General features: G+C 67.8%; 15 protein-coding genes. 7 read left to right on the forward strand and 8 right to left on the reverse strand.

The genetic code is table 11. The features are described 5' to 3' along the window. Positions 1–56 precede the first annotated feature (56 nt). The 6 genes from groL to ACFWBU_RS08630 form a co-directional block, all read right to left on the reverse strand. The gene (groL, locus tag ACFWBU_RS08605; protein WP_169619250.1) at positions 57–1,682 is read right to left on the reverse strand and encodes a chaperonin GroEL; all 1,626 of its coding nucleotides are present in this window, start codon (positions 1,680–1,682) and stop codon (positions 57–59) included. Between the two features lie 222 nt (positions 1,683–1,904). After that, positions 1,905–2,432 (reverse strand): DUF6764 family protein, encoded by a 528-nt coding sequence (locus ACFWBU_RS08610; protein ID WP_378528037.1) that lies wholly within the window; start codon positions 2,430–2,432, stop codon positions 1,905–1,907. A 120-nt stretch (positions 2,433–2,552) separates the two neighbouring features. Continuing rightward, positions 2,553–3,329, reverse strand: coding sequence for an HAD-IIA family hydrolase (locus ACFWBU_RS08615; RefSeq protein WP_169651316.1), 777 nt, complete (start codon positions 3,327–3,329; stop codon positions 2,553–2,555). A 104-nt stretch (positions 3,330–3,433) separates the two neighbouring features. Next, positions 3,434–5,359 (reverse strand): molecular chaperone HtpG, encoded by a 1,926-nt coding sequence (gene htpG, locus ACFWBU_RS08620; protein WP_378528038.1) that lies wholly within the window; start codon positions 5,357–5,359, stop codon positions 3,434–3,436. A gap of 49 nt (positions 5,360–5,408) precedes the next feature. Next, entirely contained in the window at positions 5,409–6,662 is a 1,254-nt protein-coding gene (fmdA, locus tag ACFWBU_RS08625) for a formamidase (protein WP_378528039.1), read from the reverse strand. 64 nt (positions 6,663–6,726) lie between these two features. Beyond that, positions 6,727–7,038, reverse strand: coding sequence for a zinc ribbon domain-containing protein (locus ACFWBU_RS08630; protein WP_296550307.1), 312 nt, complete (start codon positions 7,036–7,038; stop codon positions 6,727–6,729). A gap of 157 nt (positions 7,039–7,195) precedes the next feature. Here ACFWBU_RS08630 and ACFWBU_RS08635 point away from each other — a divergent pair, with 157 nt between their 5' ends. Beyond that, positions 7,196–8,434 (forward strand): NAD(P)/FAD-dependent oxidoreductase, encoded by a 1,239-nt coding sequence (locus tag ACFWBU_RS08635; protein WP_378528040.1) that lies wholly within the window; start codon positions 7,196–7,198, stop codon positions 8,432–8,434. Here ACFWBU_RS08635 and ACFWBU_RS08640 read toward each other — a convergent pair. Beyond that, the gene (locus ACFWBU_RS08640; protein ID WP_169619236.1) at positions 8,385–8,954 is read right to left on the reverse strand and encodes a PadR family transcriptional regulator; all 570 of its coding nucleotides are present in this window, start codon (positions 8,952–8,954) and stop codon (positions 8,385–8,387) included. The two genes, ACFWBU_RS08635 and ACFWBU_RS08640, sit on opposite strands and share 50 nt — an antisense overlap. 107 nt (positions 8,955–9,061) lie before the next feature. On the opposite strand from ACFWBU_RS08640, the gene ACFWBU_RS08645 reads away from it, so the two are divergent. After that, positions 9,062–9,556 carry a DUF1707 domain-containing protein gene (locus ACFWBU_RS08645; protein ID WP_378528041.1) on the forward strand — a complete coding sequence of 165 codons (495 nt, stop codon included), beginning with the start codon at positions 9,062–9,064 and terminating at the stop codon, positions 9,554–9,556. On the opposite strand, the gene ACFWBU_RS08650 is transcribed toward ACFWBU_RS08645, so the two are convergent. Beyond that, positions 9,501–9,935 carry a pyridoxamine 5'-phosphate oxidase family protein gene (locus ACFWBU_RS08650; protein ID WP_169619599.1) on the reverse strand — a complete coding sequence of 145 codons (435 nt, stop codon included), beginning with the start codon at positions 9,933–9,935 and terminating at the stop codon, positions 9,501–9,503. The two genes, ACFWBU_RS08645 and ACFWBU_RS08650, sit on opposite strands and share 56 nt — an antisense overlap. Positions 9,936–10,116: 181 nt before the next feature. Here ACFWBU_RS08650 and ACFWBU_RS08655 point away from each other — a divergent pair, with 181 nt between their 5' ends. From ACFWBU_RS08655 to ACFWBU_RS08675, 5 genes are all read left to right on the forward strand, one after another. After that, complete coding sequence (locus tag ACFWBU_RS08655) at positions 10,117–13,596, forward strand: TM0106 family RecB-like putative nuclease (protein WP_378528042.1); 3,480 nt, start codon at positions 10,117–10,119, stop codon at positions 13,594–13,596. A 104-nt stretch (positions 13,597–13,700) separates the two neighbouring features. Next, the gene (locus ACFWBU_RS08660; protein ID WP_169619230.1) at positions 13,701–14,165 is read left to right on the forward strand and encodes an SRPBCC family protein; all 465 of its coding nucleotides are present in this window, start codon (positions 13,701–13,703) and stop codon (positions 14,163–14,165) included. A gap of 123 nt (positions 14,166–14,288) precedes the next feature. Further along, the gene (locus ACFWBU_RS08665) at positions 14,289–15,017 is read left to right on the forward strand and encodes a phosphatidylserine decarboxylase (protein WP_378528043.1); all 729 of its coding nucleotides are present in this window, start codon (positions 14,289–14,291) and stop codon (positions 15,015–15,017) included. Positions 15,018–15,076: 59 nt separating this feature from the next. Further along, the gene (locus ACFWBU_RS08670) at positions 15,077–15,931 is read left to right on the forward strand and encodes a phosphatidylcholine/phosphatidylserine synthase (RefSeq protein ID WP_296550311.1); all 855 of its coding nucleotides are present in this window, start codon (positions 15,077–15,079) and stop codon (positions 15,929–15,931) included. A gap of 20 nt (positions 15,932–15,951) precedes the next feature. Further along, positions 15,952–18,141, forward strand: a complete 2,190-nt coding sequence (locus tag ACFWBU_RS08675; RefSeq protein ID WP_378528044.1) for an AAA family ATPase — start codon at positions 15,952–15,954, stop codon at positions 18,139–18,141. The last annotated feature ends 1 nt before the right edge of the window (position 18,142 follow it).

An 18,142-nucleotide genomic window follows, 5' to 3' on the forward strand; every position in this document is an offset into this window, starting at 1 on the left:
CATCGAGATGGGTTCGGGCCTCGCGGAGGACTACCTGGCGTATGCCGGGGGCTGGATCAGAAGTCCATGCCGCCCATGCCGCCGGTCGGATCGCCGGCCGGAGCAGAAGACTTCTCCGGCTTGTCGGCGACAACGGCCTCGGTGGTCAGGAACAGAGCCGCGATGGACGCTGCGTTCTGCAGCGCCGAGCGGGTGACCTTGACCGGGTCGTTGATGCCTGCAGCGAGCAGGTCGCCGTACTCGTTGGTCGCGGCGTTGAGGCCGTGGCCCGCGGGCAGGTTGCGAACCTTCTCGGCAACGACGCCGGGCTCGAGGCCGGCGTTGAAGGCGATCTGCTTCAGCGGTGCTTCGAGAGCAACGCGGACGATGTTCGCACCGGTCGCCTCGTCGCCCTCGAGCTTGAGCTCGTCCAGAGCCGGAGCGGCCTGCAGAAGTGCAACGCCACCGCCGGCGACGATGCCCTCTTCGACTGCCGCCTTGGCGTTACGCACGGCATCTTCGATGCGGTGCTTGCGCTCCTTGAGCTCGACCTCGGTCGCAGCGCCGGCCTTGATGACGGCGACGCCACCGGCCAGCTTGGCCAGGCGCTCCTGCAGCTTCTCGCGGTCGTAATCCGAATCCGACGCCTCGATCTCGGCGCGGATCTGGTTGACGCGACCGGCGATGGAGTCGGGATCGCCCGCACCCTCGACGATGGTGGTCTCGTCCTTGGTGACGACGACCTTGCGTGCCTGGCCGAGGAGCTCGACGCCGGCGGTCTCGAGCGAGAGGCCGACCTCTTCGCTGATGACCTCGCCACCGGTGAGGATGGCGATGTCGGCGAGCTGAGCCTTACGGCGATCGCCGAAGCCCGGAGCCTTGACGGCGACGGACTTGAAGGTGCCGCGGATCTTGTTCAGCACCAGGGTCGACAGGGCTTCGCCCTCGACATCCTCGGCGATGATCAGCAGCGGCTTGCCCGACTGGATGACCTTCTCGAGCAGCGGCAGCAGGTCCTTGACCGTGGAGATCTTGGAGCTGACGAGCAGGATGTAGGGATCCTCGAGCACTGCCTCCTGACGCTCTGCGTCAGTGGCGAAGTAGAGGGAGATGTAGCCCTTGTCGAAGCGCATGCCCTCGGTCAGCTCGAGCTGAAGGCCGAAGGTATTCGACTCCTCGACGGTGATGACGCCTTCTTTGCCCACCTTGTCGATGGCCTCGGCGATGAGCTCACCGATCGCGGGGTCACCGGCGGAGATGCCGGCGGTAGCAGCGATCTGCTCCTTGGTCTCGACTTCCTTGGCGGTGTCGAGCAGCCGGGCCGTGACAGCCTCGACGGCCTTCTCGATGCCGCGCTTGAGGCCGAGCGGGTTCGCTCCTGCTGCAACATTGCGCAGACCCTCGCGCACCAGCGCCTGGGCGAGAACGGTGGCGGTGGTGGTGCCGTCACCCGCAACGTCGTCGGTCTTCTTGGCGACTTCCTTGACCAGCTCGGCGCCGATCTTCTCGTACGGGTCCTCGAGCTCGATCTCCTTGGCGATGGACACACCATCGTTGGTGATCGTGGGAGCGCCCCACTTCTTCTCGAGAACGACGTTGCGACCCTTGGGGCCCAACGTCACCTTGACTGCGTCGGCGAGGCTGTTGAGGCCCCGTTCGAGGCCGCGACGAGCCTCTTCGTCGAACGCGATGATCTTGGCCATTGCGAAGTGATCCTCCGGGTATGGGGGTGACACGCTTGCCGGCCGGGTTCAGTGCCCGCGACGGACGACCAGGGAGTGTCGTTATTCCCGGTCTCACCGTCCCGACCTGGCACTCACGTGTTGCGAGTGCTAAGTGCATTCTTAGCACTCGGGGGTGGTGAGTGCAAGATTACAGGCACTCACCACCCCCGTCACAGTGCAGCGGAAAAACGCGGAAGAAAGTTATCGGCGCGTAGAACCGACACCCACGGCGCACCACTGACCGGTCGCCGTGTTGACCGCGAACGACTGGGCACCCACGCAGGTCACGCCGGTCGTATCGGCGGTCGCGCCCGAGCCCCAGCCCGCGACCGACACCGTCATGGCCGGTCCCTCGGCCCACGAATGACTCAGCCCGCCGCCGAGCGCGTACGCGTAGGAGCGGCCGCCGTCGGACGCCCCGCTGAGCGCAGTGCCGAATCCGGTTGCGTGGGACTCGGCAGCTCCCCCTCGCTCCGCGACGGACACCGCGGTACCGCTGTCGGCAGCCGACGCGCGCGCCGTGGCGCCCGGAGCGGCCGTCGCGCCGCAACTCGCGGCGTCCGAGACGAGGATCTGGTTTGCGGACGGCGGAGACAGACACGTCACCGGAGCGGCCGCCGCGGTCCCGGTCCCCATGAAAGCGGCCGACGCCACGCCGAGGGCGACGAGCACACCGGCGCGTGCGACACGGCGGCCGGAGAGAACGGAACGGAAGGATCGAATGGACAAAGAGCACTCCTCTGCGCTGGATTGCCTCTACAGGAGACGGTGAGGGCTGATCCCCCGGCGGTAGGGTACCGATCACACCGGACGGGCGCGAGGAACCACCTCACAGGTGGACGGGCCTCCTCAGAGGGCGTCGAGCAGTGCCGGCAGATCGGCCACCGAGTCGATCACATGGTCGGGCTCGTCCACCGAGAGATCGAGCACCGACTGGCGAAACTTCCCGGTACGTACCAGAACTCCGGTCATACCGAGTCGCTGACCGGGAACCACCTCACCCGCGAGGTCGTCACCGACCACGACGATGGAGTCGGGTTCCGCGCCCATCAGGTCCGCCGCGACGAGGAACCCGCGCATCGAGGGCTTGCCTACCGTCACCGCAGTCCGGCCGGTCAACTCCTCGAGCCCGGCGAGGTACGACCCGGTGTCGAGGCGCAACCCGTCGTCCGTCTGCCACGACATCGCCCGGTGCATCGCAACGACAGGCACTCCGCCGAGCATCAGGTCCGCGACCCTGCTCAGCGAGCGGTGGTCGTAATGACGACCTGCTCCACCCAGGACGACGACCTCGGGATCGACGTCGTCCTGCACGATGCCCTCGAGATCGTCCTCGATATCACCGTCGTTCAGTACCCAGCAGCGGCGACCCGGGTAGGTCTGCCGGACGTATTCCGCGGTGAGTCCCGCGGCCGTCACTATTTCGTCCGGATCGACCGGCATTCCCAGATCGGTGAGCGAGCGCGCGATCGCGGAGCGCGTGCGCGAAGTGGTGTTGGTGAGAAATGCCCGGGTCACGCCGTCCTCGCGCAACCGGGCCAGCACGTCGGCGGCCCCCGGCACCGGCTTCCACGAGGTGACGATCACGCCCTCGATGTCGAACAGAACTCCACCCACGTCACTCATGAACCGACCCTATCGATGACGTGGCGGGCAGAGCCAGGGGGGCGGAAGCGGACGTCGGTTCCGCACCGCCCCCGGGCCCGATCACACCGCCCCCCTGGGCCCGACTACACCGTGCGGGCGAGGCGGTCGGCGAGAAGCCGGGTGAAGCGCGCCGGGTCCTCGACCTCACCGCCTTCGGCGATCAGCGCCATCCCGTACAGCAGTTCCGCGGTCTCGGCGAGCGCAGGATCGTCGTTGCGTTCCGCGTGCGCCGTGCGAAGACCCGAGACGAGCGGATGTCCGGCGTTGAGTTCGAGGATGCGCTTGGTTCGCGGGATCGGCTGGCCCGATGCCCGGTACATGCGTTCGAGCGCCGGCGACATGCTGAAGGTGTCGCCGACGATGCAGGCGGGCGATGTCGTGAGGCGCGACGAGAGCCGTACCTCCTTGACGTGTTCGTCGAGGGTGTCCTTCATCCACGTCAGGAGGTCGCCGAACTCTTTCTCCTGCTCCTCGCGTTCGGCTTCGGCTGCCTTCTTCTCGTCGTCGGTGTCGAGATCGACCTCGCCCTTGGCGACGGAGCGGAACGGCTTGCCGTCGTACTCGGGAACCGACGTCACCCACATCTCGTCGACCGGGTCGGTCAGCAACAGCACCTCGATGCCCTTCGCCGCGAACGCCTCCATGTGCGGGGAGCTTTCGAGCAGCTGCCGGGACTCGCCGGTGATGTAGTAGATCTCGTCCTGGCCGTCCTTCATGCGTTCGACGTATCCGGCGAGCGTCGTCTGCTCGTCGTCACTCGCCGTCGAGTCGAAGGACGCGATCTCGAGAAGCGTGTCGCGGTTGTCGGTATCGGAGATCAGGCCTTCCTTGAGGACGCGGCCGAACTCGTTCCAGAAGGTCCGGTACTTCTCGGCGTCCTGCGTCGCCATGTCCTTGACCGTCGACAGGACCTTCTTCGTGAGCCGGCGGCGGATCGCGCGGATCTGCCGGTCCTGCTGCAGGATCTCGCGGGAGACGTTGAGCGAGAGGTCCTGCGCGTCGACCACACCCTTGACGAACCGCAGGTACTCGGGAACGAGATCCTCGCAGTCGTCCATGATGAAGACGCGCTTGACGTAGAGCTGGATGCCTGTCGTCCGCTCCCGGGCGAACAGGTCGAACGGCGCATGGCTCGGAATGAAGAGCAGCGCCTGGTACTCGAACGTCCCCTCCGCGCGCATGGGAATGATCTCGAGGGGTTCGTCCCATGCGTGCGCGACGTGCTTGTAGAACTCGGTGTACTCCTCGTCGGACACCTCGTCCCGCGAGCGCGCCCACAGTGCCTTCTGCGAATTGAGCGTCTTGGTCTCGACGCCGACCTCGTCGGTACCGTCCTCACCCTTGGTGGTGCGCGTGACCTCCATACGGATCGGCCAGGCGATGAAGTCGGAGTACTTCTTGACGATCTCCTCGAGCTTCCACTGCGAGGTGTAGTCGAAGAGGTGGTCGTCGGCATCCTCCGGCTTGAGGTGGAGGGTGACGGACGTGCCCTGCGGGGCGTCGTCCACGGTCTCGATCGTGTAGGTGGATTCTCCGCTCGATTCCCACCTGGTTCCCGAGGCTTCGCCCGCCTTGCGGGTGAGCAGCGTGACCTTGTCGGCGACCATGAACGAGGCGTAGAAACCGATGCCGAACTGGCCGATCAGTTCCTGGGATGCGGCGGCGTCCTTGGCTTCGCGCAACTTCTGCCGCAGTTCACCGGTGCCCGAACGCGCGAGCGTGCCGATCAGATCGACGACTTCGTCGCGCGTCATGCCGATGCCGTTGTCCCGGACCGTGAGGGTGCGGGCCTCCTTGTCGACCGCGAGTTCGATGTGCAGGTCGGACGTGTCGACCTGCAGATCCTTGTCGCGGAAGGACTCGAGCCGGAGCTTGTCCAGCGCATCGGAGGCGTTGGAGATCAACTCACGAAGGAACGTGTCCTTGTTGGAGTAGATCGAGTGGATCATCAGATCGAGCAGTTGGCGCGTCTCGGCCTGGAACTCACGCTGTTCGACGTGTGTGCTCATTCTTGTCCCCTTCGGCAGCAGAACTTTCGAACGGGATCTTAGGACGTGTTTACGCCGGCGAGCGGGGCGCCCCCGCACCGGGATCGATCCGGAACGGGCCGTCGACGCTCGGGGAGACCGGGAAGTCGAAGATCGAGGTCGGGATGTAGACGGTCGCGCACGAGTTCGGGATGTCGACGACTCCCGACAATCTGCCTTCGATGGGCGCGGCGCCGAGCAGAAGATAGGCCTGTTCCGGGGTGTAACCGAACTTGGTGAGGTAGTCGATGGCGTGCAGACACGCGCGCTGGTACGCCAGTTGCGAATCCAGGTACCGCTGTTCACCGTCGAGCGTCACCGACGTTCCGGAGAACGCCAGCCACTCCGAGAACTGCGGGTCGGTGTTGCCCGGCATGAAGATCGCGTTCTCGCTGACGCCGTAGGTCGTCATCCCGCCCGGAATGATGTCGACGCGCAGGTCGATGAACCCGCCCATCTCGATGGCGCCGCAGAACGTGATCTCGCCGTCGCCCTGCGAGAAATGCAGGTCGCCGACCGAGAGGTTCGCGCCGTCGACGAAGACGGGGTAGAAGATACGGCTGCCCTTGGTGAGGTTCTTGATGTCCTGGTTGCCGCCGTTCTCGCGCGGCGGTGCGGTACGAGCGCCCTCCCCCGCGACCCGATCGAACTCGGGGCCTGTCAGAGCACCGAGAATCGCCCCGTTCGGCTCCGGCGGAAGTGCCAGCGGCGGAACACGATCCGGGTCCGTCGCGATCAGCGCGGCCTCACGGGTGTTCCACGTCGAGAGCAGGTCGTGCGACGGGGCCGTGCCCATCAGTCCCGGGTGCACGATGCCCGTGAAAGACACGTGCGGAATATGCCGGCTCGTTGCCGTCTGACCGGAGAAATCCCAGACCGCCTTGTACGCGTCGGGGAACTGGTCGGTGAGGAACCCGCCGCCGTTCGGCTTGGCGAAGATGCCGGTGTACCCCCAGCCCTGTCCGGCCAACGGCCCGGAATCCTCCTGCGGGATCGGCCCGAGGTCGAGGATGTCGACGATCAGCAGATCCCCGGGTTTCGCACCTTCCACCGCGAACGGCCCGGACAACGCGTGCACGGTGTGCAGCGGAGCATTGCGGATGTCGTCGGCGCTGTCGTCGTTGTGGATCTCCCCGTCGAACCACTCGCGGCAGTGCACCCGGAACGAGTCTCCCGGCTTGACCGTCGCGACGGGCGGAATGTCGGGGTGCCAACGGTTGTGGCCGATCTTCTCCTGCTCGGTGAACTTGCGAGTGGAGTCGAGCGGGAAGATGACGTCGGGCAAGGGAACCTCCTGGAGTGAGCACCGGGGGCTGAGCGACCGGGGGTGCGAGCCGTATTTCGGCCGGTCAGGGCCGGGGAAGCATTCGATGACGAGGATCGGTGGTGACCGGACGCGGCGGCGTGCGCGGACGACCGGGTATCGCACCCGACACCACAGCGGGTTCGGACGCGGTGCGCGCGGTGGAATCGAGCACGCGCATCGCCGCCGTGCGGCCGCGCCCGAGTCGCGGCGCGGTCACCGCGCGCGGTGACTCGGCGGCACACGCGGGGCACGCGGTGGTGGGGCGGACGGCGCTCATCGGAGCGGATACGTCGAACGGACCGCAGTCGACGCAGCGGTATTCGTAGAGCGGCATCGGCAACAACCCTTCGCGCATGGGACTGCGCCGACCGTAACCGACAATCCCCCGCGACACCGGTCTCCGGCGAAACTCGTTACCCGGCAGTAACACTCCCGTTGCTCACCGCGATTCGCGGCGCGCGCCGCCGGGGTCCATCATGGTGGCGGGGTCACTCGAACGACGGGAGTGCGTCATGGCAGTTCGTCGGGTGGTGGTTGTCGGCGCGGGCATGGTCGGGCTGTCGACGGCGTGGTTCCTCCAGGAACACGACCTCGAGGTGACGGTGCTGGACCGTACCGGCGTGGCAGCCGACGCCTCGTGGGGCAATGCCGGTTGGCTCGCCCCGGCACTGACATTGCCGCTGCCGGAACCGTCCGTGCTGAGGTACGGGCTTCGTTCGGTGCTCACGCCGTCATCGCCGGTATACGTGCCTTTCACCACGGACCTGCGGCTTCTGCGGTTTCTCGCGGATTTCGCCCGGCACTGCACCACGCGGCGCTGGAAGCGCTCGGCGGAGATCTTCGCCCGCACCGACCGGATCGCAACCGAGGCGTACGACGTCCTCGCAGCCGGCGGCGTGGCCGAACGGACACGGCAGGCAGACCCGTTCCTCGCCGCGTTCACGAGCGAATCCGACCGCGACCACCTGATAACGGAGTTGGACCACTCACGGGCAGCAGGCGGAGAGGTCGACTTCGATCTGCTGGATGCGGACAGCCTGCACGCGCTGGCCCCGGCGCTCGGCGACCCGGTGTGCGCGGGGTTGCGCATCCGGGGGCAGCGGTTCCTCGATCCGCCCCGCTTCATGTCGGCGCTCGCCGAGTCCGTTCGCGTCCGGGGCGGAGAGGTGGTGGCGGGCTACGAGGTGACGGCGGTACGCGACTCGGGTGGCACGGTCGAGGCCGTCTCGGCGGACGGGCGGCGGGCGGCCGCCGATGCCGTCGTGCTCGCAACCGGAGCGCGGCTCGATGCGCTCGCGCGTCCGTTCGGTGTCCGCACGCGAGTGCAGGCCGGGCGCGGTTACAGCTTCACCGTTCGTCCGGAGGAGCCACTCGACCATCCCGTCTACTTCCCTGCCCAGCGCGTGGCGTGCACGCCGCTGCACGACCGGCTCCGCATCGCCGGAATGATGGAGTTCCGCAGTCCCGACGCCCCGCTCGATCCGCGGCGGATCACGGCGATCGTCGACGCGACCCGTCCGCTCCTGCCGCGGATCGACTGGGACCGGCGGCACGAGGAGTGGGTGGGTTCGAGGCCCTGCACCGCCGACGGCCTGCCCCTGATCGGAGGCACACGTTCACCTCGGGTCTTCGTTGCGGGCGGGCACGGCATGTGGGGCGTCGCGCTGGGACCGATGACGGGCCGGATGCTGGCGAATGCGATTACCGGACATCAGGATCCGTTGTCGGCGTATTTCGATCCGCTGCGTTGACCCCTCCGCCGAGTCGCTCGTCCATGCCGCGAAGCCAGCTCAGGACCGCGCGCTCGTACGCGATGCCGAATTCGACGGTAGCGGCCGGATAGTCCGGCAGTACGTGGCTTGCCAGCAACTGTTCGTACTCGGAGAGTTGCCGTTCGTGCTCGGCCCGATAGTGGGCGAGGATCTCGACCAGCCTGTGCGCCGGCAGATGCTCGGCGAAAGCCACGGTGAGCAGAAGGGGATGCCGGATGTTCTCCGGCCCGGGATCACGCTCGAGCCAGTCGGCGAACGCGCGCCGGCCGTCGTCGGTGAGAGCGTAGGGCTTGCGGGCTCGCGGTCCCGTCTCTCCCGCTTCGATCAGGCCGTCGCGTTCCATCGCCGAGAGTTCTCGATAGACCTGGCTGGTGGTGAGCGACCAGAACTTCCCGATTCGCTCCTGCGCCGTGGTGACAAGGTCCCAACCCGTTTTGGGGCCTTCGTGGAGAAACCCCAGGAGGGACGCCGCTGTGGCGTTGAGGGGACGTCCGGCCATGCGTTTTTCCTGTCGTCGAGGGGTTGACATTCCACTGTGACATATCCACCATGGACACACCGACATTCCACAATGGAATCTCCCTCGGAATCCTCCTGGAGGACCCCATGTCCACCGAGAATCTGCGGATATCAGAACCCGAGCGCGCGCGGTACGTCGACGAACTCGTCCGTCATGTCGGCGCCGGTCGCCTGACGGTCGACGAATTCGACCGGCGAGCAGCCCGTATCTACGCGTCCGACACCGTCGCCGAAGCACGCGAACAGTTCACCGGCCTTCCGGTGAGCATGTCGCCGGAACGCCCCTCGGCGGCCGGCCGCTCCCGCCGCCGGCTTTCGGCACACCAGCGCATCGAGTGGTCCATATGGGCGAGTGTGGGCGCGATCAACGTCCTGGTCTGGGTACTCGTCTCGCTCGCCACGACCTCGCTGGCCTACCCGTGGCCGATCTGGGTGATCGGACCGTGGGGACTCGTACTCCTCACCCGAACGGTGCTCGGCATCGAGAGCCCGTCGCACGCGCACGCCCTGCGGCACGTACGCGCTCTCAGTGGCCCCGGCGGAACTTACGGAAGTCCCAGCTGGCGATCGACTCGGGGGTGACCCGGAGCCAGGCATGCCGCCCGTCGGCAACGAATTCGTCTCTGCCCGTGTATTTCCGGGCGAACGCCAGTTCGACCCCGTGAAGCGTGCCGTCCGGATCCGTTCCGCGGGGCACATCACCGACAGCCCGTACGGCGCCTCGGATCTCCACTCCCCGCAGGTCTCCGAACTCGACCCCGCCGTCGACGACGACGGCAATACGCGGATCGCGCTCGAGATCGGTCCACCGCTGGCTTCGCACCACCGAATTGAGCCAGACGAAAGTCCCGTCCCACACGAACCACAGCGGAGCCACATGCGGACTGCCGTCCTTACCGACGGTCGCGACCCGGCACGTCCTCTCTTCCGAGAGAAAGGCGTCGATCTCCTCTGCGGTCATGGCGATCGCCCGACCCCGCCGCTGCTGCCGGACCACTCCGTCTGACGTCACACGAGCCTCCCAAGAATCGTATTCTCCATTTTGGGATAGATGCTCTCACCGCAACGGCGCCGACACAACGGCAACCGTGTCGGCGGTCTCTGCGATAGTCGGTGACATCACACGGGGGAGGCGGCGCGCGATGTTCCTGCTCGACAACGTACTGGTCTACAGTGCCCGCGATCTCGCTGCCGCAGCCTCGTGCGAGTTCGCCGTGCTCTGCGAACTCGACGCCGTTCTCGGGCTCACGCAGCAGGCCCCGGCTGCCGACGATCCGATGCTCGAACGCACCGCGCGACTCGGCAGTCGTCACGAACAGCGGATCCTTGCCGACTTCCGTGCCGAACACGGGTCGGGCGTCGTCGAGATCCCCCGCCCCGAGTACACGACAGGTGGGCTGGCCGAGGCTGCCCATGCCACCCTCTCGGCCGTCCGCGACGGTGCCCCCGTCGTCTACCAGGGCGCGTTCTTCGACGGGCGCCTCGTCGGGTTCTGCGATTTCCTCGTCCGGGAAGGCGACGCCTACGCGGTATACGACACCAAGCTCTCCCGGCACGCCAAGGTCGAGGCGCTGCTGCAACTCGCCGCGTACGCCGATGCACTCGAGGGCAGCGGGGTGCCCGTCGCCACGCACACCCGTCTGATTCTCGGTCAAGGAATCGTGTCCTCCCACTCGTACGCCGATATCGCCCCGGTATACAAGCGTCGGCGTGCCCATCTGGAGACACTCGTCGACGAGCACCGCCGCGTCGGCGCACCCGCCCGGTGGGAAGCGGGGCACCACACTGCCTGCGGACGATGCGACACGTGCCGCTCACATCTCCGGACGCACCGCGACCTCCTGCTCGTCGCGGGGATGCGGGCCACCCAGCGCGCACGCCTGCGCACCGGCGGGGTGTCGACCATCGACGACCTCGCCGCGCGGAGCGAGCCGGTGGAAGGGTTGTCGCACCGGGCATTCGGATCGCTGCGTGCGCAAGCCAGGGCACAGCTCACGCAAGAGCGGACGGGTACCCCGTTCGCCGAGGTATTCGACGCCGCTCCTCTCGGCTCGCTTCCCGCACCCGACGACGGCGACATCTTCTTCGACTTCGAAGGCGATCCGCTGTGGTGCGAGGACGGCAACCCGGACTGGGGGCTCGAGTATCTGTTCGGAGTCGTCGAAGGCCGCGCAGGAACCCTTGCCTTCCGCCCGTTCTGGGCGCACAACCGCAGCGACGAGCGACGGGCGCTGCTCGACTTTCTCGAATACGTCGCCGAACGCCGCCGGAAACACCCGAGAATGCACGTCTACCACTACGCGGCATACGAGAAGTCTGCGTTGCTCCGACTGGCCGGGCGGCACGGAGCCGGAGAAGACGCGGTCGACCAACTCCTACGTGACGGCGTACTCGTCGACCTGTATCCCCTTGTGCGGGGGTCGATCCGGATCGGAGCATCGTCGTACAGCATCAAGAAGCTCGAACCGCTGTACATGGACGGCCGCGGAGGAGACGTGGTCGATGCCGGTGCCTCGATCGTCGCGTACGCCGACTACTGCGACCTGCGCGACGCAGGACTGTCGGATCGGGCGCAGCAGATGCTCGACTCCATTGCCGCATACAACGAGGCCGATTGCGTCTCCACGGTGAAATTGCGGAACTGGCTGCTCGACCGGGCCCGCGAACACGGCATCGCGCCGACGGGCGCTGTCCACGATGAAGCGAGGCCGGAAGCCGAACCGCGCCCGGAGGAAACGCGTCTTTTCGCCTACGCGGGCGACGCAACGACGGGCAATCGCACCCACGACCAGCAAGCGGCCGCGCTCATGGCGGCCTCGCTCGGATACCACCGCCGTGAGCGGAAACCGTTCTGGTGGGCGCATTTCGATCGGCTGGCGGCGCCGGCGGACGAATGGGCCGACACCGGCGACACCCTGATCGCGTCGTCGGTCACGCTCGACGCCGACTGGCACAAGGCCACGCCGCGACAGCGAAAATTGCGACGGCGCGTCCGTCTCGTCGGCGATTTCGATACCGGAAGCACACTGCGGCCGAAGGACAAGGTGTTCCTGCTGTACGAGTCTCCCGGCCCGGAGGGACTGCCCAGCGGAGGCGCGGGCACTCGGTCGTGGTCGAGCGCCGAGGTGGTGGAACGGACGGTCGACCCGCATTTCCACGATGCGCTCGTCGTCGAGGAACTGCTGCAGGGCGACGAGCACTCGTCGCTGCCGATGGCGGTGACGCCCGGAAGCCCGATCCCGTCGACCAGCCTCGAGGCTGCGATCGAATCGGCCGCCTCGGCAATGTGCGACCAACTGCCCACACTCCCCCGCACGGCGGCCGTGGACGTGCTGCGCCGCATCCCGCCGCGTACCCGGTCGGGGGCCGGACTGCCCGAGGTCGAGGACGCCGATTTCGCGGCAGCGATCACCGCCGCGGTTCTCGACCTCGACGAGTCGTACCTGGCGGTGCAGGGCCCGCCCGGCACCGGAAAGACCTACACCGGATCGCGGGTCGTCGCAGCGCTGGTGCGCGAACACGGATGGCGCATCGGCGTGGTTGCCCAATCGCACTCGGTGGTCGAGAACATGCTGGACGGCATCGTCGCTGCCGGCGTCCCCGGAGACCGGGTGGTGAAGGCCAAAACCAAGACCGCCGACCCGGCGTGGACCGCGGTGCCCGATGCCCGGAGTGTGGCCTCGTACCTGAACGCGAGCGAGGGTGGATGCGTCGTCGGCGGTACGGCATGGGATTTCACCAACCCGCAGTGCATCGAGCCCGGCAGTCTCGATCTGCTCGTCGTCGACGAGGCGGGACAGTTCTGCCTGGCGAACACGGTTGCGGTCGCTCGCGCCGCACAGAACCTGTTGCTCCTCGGCGACCCCCAGCAGTTGCCCCAGGTCAGCCAGGGGACACATCCGGAAGCGGTGGACGAATCCGCTCTCGGGTGGCTCGCGGAAGGACACGGCGCACTCCCCGCGGAGCGCGGTTACTTCCTGTCGCTGACATGGCGCATGCATCCGGACCTCTGCGCGCGAGTGTCCGACCTGTCGTACGACGGCAGACTGCTGTCCAAGACAGAGGTGACGTCCGCGCGGGCACTCGACGGGGTGCTGCCCGGCGTCCACACGGTCCGGGTCGACCATCGGGGCAACGCCACCTGCTCCGAGGAGGAGAGCACAGAAATCGTCAGGCAGGTCGACAAGTTGCTGGGTGCTGCATGGACGGGCGACCCCGATATGCCGGCGCGTCCCCTCGACGAGGCCGACATCCTCGTCGTGGCGCCGTACAACGCGCAGGTCGCCTCCATCCGCACGGCACTGTCCGCTGCCGGTCTCGAGCGCGTCCCCGTCGGAACCGTCGACAAATTCCAAGGGCGACAGGCGGCGGTGGTCCTGGTATCGATGACCGCGTCTGCGCTCGAGGACGTTCCTCGGGGCATGTCGTTTCTCTTGTCGAGGAACAGGCTGAACGTGGCTCTGTCGCGTGGGCAGTGGTGCGCGATCGTCGTGCAATCGGGAGTTCTGACCGACTACCTTCCGACAACTCCCGACGCGCTCGCCGAACTCGGCGCATTCCTTCGCCTCACCGGCGGTTGCGATGACCCGGCTACGTCGCCACGCCCGGAGGCGCGCCGGTGACCCGCGACACAATGTCCGCTACGATCGACGCACATCTGTAACCGGAAGTATCAGATATCGGCGCCGGTAGACCGGAACCGAACCGACGAGCACAGGAGTCCCCCGTGTCCCAGACCCTCGAAGCCACCGTCGACATCGCCGCATCACCCGAGCGCGTATGGAGTGTGATCTCCGACCTGAAGCGCATGGGCGAGTGGAGCCCTCAGTGCCGAAAAATGATCATTCGGGGTGGCACCGTCGCGCGCGGCACCAAAACGATCAACATCAACAAGAAGGGCCTGCTCGTGTGGCCCACCACCTCGAAGGTCATCGCCTTCGAACCCGGACGCGAACTGCGGTTCCGCATCAACGAGAACCGGTCGATCTGGTCGTTCACCCTGGAGCCCACGGCGACCGGAACGCGGATCGTGCAGCGTCGCGAAGCACCGCAGGGCACCAGCAAGGTGTCGCAGACCCTCATCAAATACGTTCTGGGGGGCAGCGAACCGTTCGACGACGACATGATCCAGGGAATGAACGCGACCCTCGCACGCATCAAGAACGAGGTCGAAGCCGGAGCCACCGTCTGACGCTTCGGCTCCGCGCATCCCCGACGTCGCTCACGTACCCTGTGGTAGCCCAAGGCCTTGCGGCCGGGTAGCCCGCGGCCCCCGGCCGTGGCGACACACCGAACGCGACACATAAGAGGAGCCGTGGCACGTAAGCCGTCCCCCGCCGGAGAACCCCCCACCAGCGGTATAGCCCACGTCGTCGATCTGGTCCGGCACGTGATTCCGCCGCTCCACCCCGGAGGCGTCCCGTTCGTCGCCGCGCCCCTGGCGTTAGCCGCTCTCGGCCGCCGCCACAAGTGGGTGCGGCGCGCCGGCCTGGCGTCTGCGGCTGCCACAGCCACCTTTTTCCGGCATCCGCATCGGGTACCGCCGAACCGGGTCGGCGTCGTCGTGGCTCCCGCCGACGGCGAGGTCGCGCTCGTCGATACCGCAGCGCCTCCCGCCGAACTCGGCCTCGGCACAGAGCCCCGCCCGCGGGTGAGCATCTTCCTGTCGGTGCTGGACGTGCATGTACAGCGCAGCCCCGTCGGCGGCACCGTACGAAAGGTCGTGCACACGCCGGGCAAGTTCCTCTCCGCCGACCTCGCCGATGCGAGCGAAGTGAACGAGCGCAACAGCATGCTGCTCGAAACACGGGACGGGTGCGAGGTCGTGGTCGTGCAGATCGCCGGCCTGCTCGCCCGCCGGATCGTGTGCGACGCACAGATCGGCGACACCCTTCCGATCGGCGACACGTACGGCCTCATCCGCTTCGGGTCGCGCGTCGATACCTACTTCCCGCCCGGGAGCACACTGCTCGTCGAGCGCGGCCAGCGCACAATCGGCGCCGAGACGGTGATCGCGCAGTTGCCGACTACGCCGCTGTCGTGAATCCTCCCGGTCCGGCAGTCCGCCCGGCCCCGGTTCGGAAGACCCGTAACCGGCCGCAGGTGGTCCGCCTACTCCCCAGTGTCATCACGATTCTCGCGTTGTCGGCGGGTCTGTCGGCGGTGAAGTTCGCACTCGACGGACAACTCGGCACCGCCATCGGACTTGTCGGCGCTGCCGCCGTCCTCGATTCGCTGGACGGCCGCATCGCGCGCATGCTCGATGCGACCAGCAAGATCGGCGCCGAACTCGATTCGTTGTCCGACGCCATCGCCTTCGGTGTCGCGCCCGCACTCGTCCTGTACGTGACGCTGCTCGACGGCAGCGCGTTCGGCTGGATCGTCGCGTTGCTGTACGCAGTGAGCATCGTGCTGCGACTGGCCCGATTCAACACACTGCTCGAAGACGACAGCGTGCCGGCGTACGCACGCGAGTACTTCGTGGGCGTGCCGTCCCCTGCGGGCGCGCTCGTCGCGCTCGCTCCGGTCGCCGCCTACATCCAGTGGGGTGACGGCTGGTGGTCGTCGATGCCGCTCGTCGCGGTGTGGACCTTGATATCGGCGGCCCTGATCGTCAGCCGGGTACCTACCCTCGCGATGAAGTCCGCATCGGTGCCCGCGCGGCTGGCCGTGCTGCTCCTCGCCCTCGTCGCCGTCGCGGCTGCTGCGCTCGTCACCTACCCGTTCGTCCTGATGATCGTGCTCGTGGGCGTCTACCTGCTGCACATCCCCTTCGCCATCCGATCCAAGCGTTGGGTCGCGGCGCGGCCCGAGACATGGGACATCAAACCGGCGGAACGACGCGCGATCCGTGCCCGAACCCGTGCCGCTCGGCCACACCGCGCGGGCGCCCGCCGGGTGACCACGACAGCACGGTCGGCGACGCGCCTGGGCCTGCGTCGTCCCCGCGGGGAGTGAGCACGTTCTAGGCTCGGCGCGTGACCTCTCCACAACTCGCGCTGACCGTCCGACTCAACACCTCCGCGGCCGACGCGCGCCGCGGCGTCGTCCGCCTCCACGCGGAGGCTCTCGCCGCTCTGGGGATCCGGGAATGGGACGCGATCGCGCTGGTGGGGGCACGGCGCACCGCCGCGGTCGCGGGGCTCGCGCCACCCGGGACACCCACCGGCACGATCCTGCTCGACGACGTGACGCTGTCGAACACCGGACTCCGTGAGGACGCCACGGTCGTCGTCGAATCCGTCACCGTGTATGGCGCCCGCACCGTGACGGTCACCGGATCTGCACTCGCGCGACAGTCGATTTCCGACGCCACGTTGCGACAGGCGCTGCTCGGCAAGGTCCTCACCGTCGGTGACGCGGTCTCGCTTCTCCCCCGTGACCTCGGTCCGGGAACGAGCAGTGCCGACACGACGCGGACGCTGTCCCGGACGTTCGGGGTCGCGTGGACGTCGGAACTGCTCACCGTGACCACGGTCGATCCTCAGGGTCCGGTGAGCGTGCAGCCCAACAGCGCGGTCACGTGGCGAAGTGGCGCCGGAACCGGTGGGGGCACCGCTCCCGCCGTCGTCCACGACGCGGGGATCACCCGCACTCCCGACCCGGCCCCCGCTCCTCCGCCGCCTCCGGTGGAAGACCTCGTCGGCGTACAGCCGCAGGTCGCCAAGCTCAGCGAATGGCTCACCCTCGCGCTCGACGAACCCGAACTGCTCCGGACGCTCGGTGCGTCGCCGCACCTGGGCGTACTGGTGACCGGCCCCGCCGGCGTCGGCAAAGCGACGTTCGTGCGCTCGGTCCTCGCGAGCAGGCGGGTCTTCGAACTCGACGGTCCCGGCATCGGCGCGCTCGCGGCCGACGAGCGCCTGCGCCGCGTCGCCGCCGCCGCACAGGACGTCCGCAGTGGTGGCGTCCTGCTGGTCACCGATGCCGATGCGCTTCTTCCCTCCGACGCCGAGCCCGTCGCCACGCTGATCCTGGAGGAACTCCGGCGCGCGGTGGACACCCCCGGTGTCGCACTCGTCGTCACGACCGCCCATCCCGACGACCTCGACGCCCGGGTCCGCGCGCCCGAAATCTGCGATCGTGAGCTGTCGCTGCCACTACCCGACGGCACCACGCGACGCGCGTTGCTCGAGGTGCTGCTGCGCACGGTTCCGTCGGCAGACCTCGACCTGCCGGCAGTCGCCGGCCGTACCCCGGGCTTCGTCGTCGCGGACCTCGCCGCACTGTGCCGCGAGGCCGCACTCCGCGCGGCCTCCCGCGCGAGCCGCGCCGCGGACGAGCCGAAACTCACCCAGGACGACCTGATCGGTGCCCTCGAGGTCATCCGCCCGCTGTCGCGATCGGGAACCGAGGAGCTCGCGATCGGCAGCGTCAGCCTCGACGACGTCGGTGACATGGTCGAAACCAAGCAGGCACTGACGGAAGCCGTGCTGTGGCCGTTGCAGCATCCCGATTCGTTCGCCCGGCTCGGGGTCGATCCGCCGCGAGGTGTGCTGCTCTACGGGCCGCCCGGCTGTGGCAAGACCTACCTGGTCCGGGCACTCGCCGGCACCGGACAGCTGAGTGTGCACGCGGTCAAGGGCGCCGAGCTGATGGACAAGTGGGTCGGTGCGTCGGAGAAGGCCGTGCGCGAACTCTTCCAGCGTGCCCGCAACTCCGCCCCGGCGCTCGTGTTCCTCGACGAGGTCGACGCACTCGCACCGCGGCGCGGGCAGAGTTCGGATTCGGGTGTCGCGGATCGGGTCGTCGCGGCACTGCTGACCGAGCTCGACGGCGTGGAACCGCTCCGGGACGTCGTCGTGGTGGCCGCGACGAACCGTCCGGATCTCATCGATCCGGCACTGCTGCGTCCCGGCAGGCTCGAACGGCTGGTGTTCGTACCGCCGCCCGACGCCGAGGCCCGCGCCGCCATCCTCGAAACGGCCGGCCGGTCCGTCCCGCTGGCCGACGACGTGAACCTTGGGGACCTCGCCCGGCAACTCGACGGGTATTCGGCGGCGGATTGTTCCGCACTGTTGCGTGAGGCCGCGCTCGCCGCGATGCGCCGCAACGTGGATGCCGCGGTGGTGGCCTCCGAGGACATGGCCGTGGCGCGCGACAAGGTGCGTCCGTCACTCGACCCGGTGCAGGTCGAGCACCTGCGCACGTACGCCGAGGGTCGCTGAC

Source organism: Rhodococcus sp. NPDC060084 (genome assembly GCF_042730335.1).
Classification (GTDB): domain Bacteria; phylum Actinomycetota; class Actinomycetes; order Mycobacteriales; family Mycobacteriaceae; genus Rhodococcus.